Source organism: Methylobacterium sp. WL18, from assembly GCF_008040015.1.
GTDB lineage: Bacteria > Pseudomonadota > Alphaproteobacteria > Rhizobiales > Beijerinckiaceae > Methylobacterium > Methylobacterium mesophilicum.
Window position 1 is genome coordinate 1 of record NZ_VRVD01000677.1, and the last position, 2,440, is coordinate 2,440.

Below are 2,440 nucleotides of genomic sequence, written 5' to 3' on the forward strand. Positions count from 1 at the left end.
GGCGATGGCCGATGCGCTGCGGCGCGCGGCGGCACGGTTCGGCTGCGAAGCGCGCCCGGTCGAGGCGGGCTGGTCCGGGGATCGTCCGGTCGTCGCCGCCTGGGCTCCGGTGGGCCCGTCGGCCGATGCCCTGCCGGAGGATTGCATCCGGGTTCGTCGTGCATGGGACGAGACCGCATGGCCGCGATCCACGCGCGGCTATTCCCGCCTGCGCTCGGTGATTCCCGCGGTCCTGACGGCATGAGGTCCCGGACCCGTCCGCCGCCGATTGTCCGCGCCGCGCTGATTTGAATCGTCGCCGTCCGAGGTCATCCGGCCCCGGTCTTCATGGCGACCGACCCGGCAGATACGGTATGGAGCCGCCGGACGGCCTGACCGTTGGGAGACCGACGGTCAGGTCTGGCGACGCGGGGGCGGGATTTCGCTGCATGGATGTCGAACACGACGCGCTGCGTCGGCGCCTTCAGGAGGCCGAGGCCGAGATCGAGCGTTTGCGGGCGTCCAACGCGAGCGCTGTGCATGCGCCGAGCGGCAACGAGCGCACGTCGGCGGCCGGGATCGACCTCCTGTTCACGGCGGCGGAGAAGACCCGCATGCCGCAGATCGTCACCGATCCCAACCTGCCCGACAATCCGATCGTCTTCGCCAACCGCGCCTTCCAGGAGCTGTGCGGCTACGGCGCGGAGGACCTGATCGGCCGCAACTGCCGGTTCCTCCAGGGGCCCGGGACGGACCCCGCCGACGTCGCCAAGGTCCGCGACGCCATCGCGGCCCGCCGCGACGTGGTCGTCGAAATCCTGAACTATCACCGCGACGGCAGGCCGTTCCGCAACGAGCTCTACGTCAGCCCGGTCTTCGATCCGGCGGGGCAGTTGCGCTACTTCTTCGCCAGCCAGCTGGACGTCACCCGCTTCCGCACCGAGGAAGAGCGCCTGGCCGAGAGCGAGGCGCGCTACCAGACCCTGTTCGAGGCCATCGATGCCGGCTTCTGCGTCGTGGAGATGCGGTTCGACGCCGAGGGCCGCGCGGTCGATTACCGCCTGATCGAGGTCAACCCGGCCTTCGAGCGCCATACCGGCCTGCGGAACGCGGCGGGGCGCTGGATCAGCGAACTCGTTCCCGATCTCGAACCGTCCTGGTTCGAGACCTACGGCGCGGTCGCCATGACCGGGCGCTCGGTGCGCTTCGAGAGCGCCGCGGTGTCGATGGGGCGCTGGTTCGACGTCCATGCCCTGCGCGTGGGCGAGCCGGCGCGGCGGCGCGTCGCGATCCTGTTCAACGACATCACCGACCGGCGCCGCCTCGAGGATCACCTGGAGACCGCCGCCCGGGAGCGGACCGACGAGCGCGACACCCTGTGGCGGGCGAGCCGCGACCTGTTCGTGGTCTGCGGCTTCGACGGCGTGTACCGGGCGGTGAACCCGGCCTGGACCGCGACCCTTGGCTGGACCGCCGAGGATCTGGTCGGCGCCCGGTTCGACGCGTTCGTGCACCCGGACGACCGGACGCTCGCGGAACAGGCGCTGGAGCGCGTGATCACGGCCGGCGACCTCGACGACGTGGACGTCCGGTTCAGGACCCGCGACGGCGCCTATCGCTGGATCTCGTGGAACGTGGTCCCGCGCGGCGACCACTTCTACGCGGCCGGCCGGGACGTCACCGAGCGGAAGGCCCTCGAGGAGCAGCTGCGCCAATCCCAGAAGCTGGAGGCGGTGGGCCAGCTCACCGGCGGGGTGGCGCACGACTTCAACAACCTGCTCACCGTGATCAAGTCGTCAACCGACCTGCTCAAGCGCCCGAACCTCCCCGAGGAACGCCGGACCCGGTACGTCGACGCCATCTCGGACACCGTCGCCCGCGCCGCCAAGCTGACGGGCCAGTTGCTGGCCTTCGCCCGGCGCCAGGCGCTCCAGCCCGAGGTGTTCGACGTCGGCCGCGGCGTGGCCTCGGTCTCAGACATGGTGCGGACCCTGACGGGGGCGCGCATCCAGGTCGACATGCAGGTCGTGCCCCTGCGGGACGCGGCGGGGCGGGAGAGCCCGTGCCTGATCGACGCCGATCCGAGCCAGTTCGATACGGCCCTGGTCAACATGGTGGTCAACGCGCGCGACGCCATGGCGGGCGAGGGGCGGATCACCATCCGGGTGCAGCCCGTGAACCGGGTCCCGGCCGTGCGGGCCCACCCGGCGATGCAGGGGGATTTCGTCGCGGTCTCGGTGACCGATACCGGCACCGGCATCGCCCCCGGCGACCTGGAGCGGATCTTCGAGCCGTTCTTCACGACCAAGGGGGTCGGGCAGGGCACCGGTCTGGGCCTCAGCCAGGTGTTCGGCTTCGCCAAGCAATCCGGCGGCGAGGTCGTCGCCGAGAGCCGCCTCGGCGCGGGCAGCACCTTCACCCTGTATCTCCCGCGGGCGGTGGCCGCGGCCGTCCCGGAGGC

Annotated in this window: 1 protein-coding gene and 1 pseudogene; both read left to right on the plus strand. The window is 71.4% G+C overall.

Annotated elements, in window-relative coordinates; all coding sequences use genetic code 11:
* A pseudogene (locus FV228_RS33825) lies at nucleotides 1–244 on the plus strand (deoxyribodipyrimidine photolyase); the annotation flags it as partial.
* Between the two features lie 184 nt (nucleotides 245–428).
* The coding region (locus FV228_RS26850) for a PAS domain S-box protein (RefSeq protein WP_147857308.1) at nucleotides 429–2,440 on the plus strand (2,012 nt) is incomplete at its 3' end.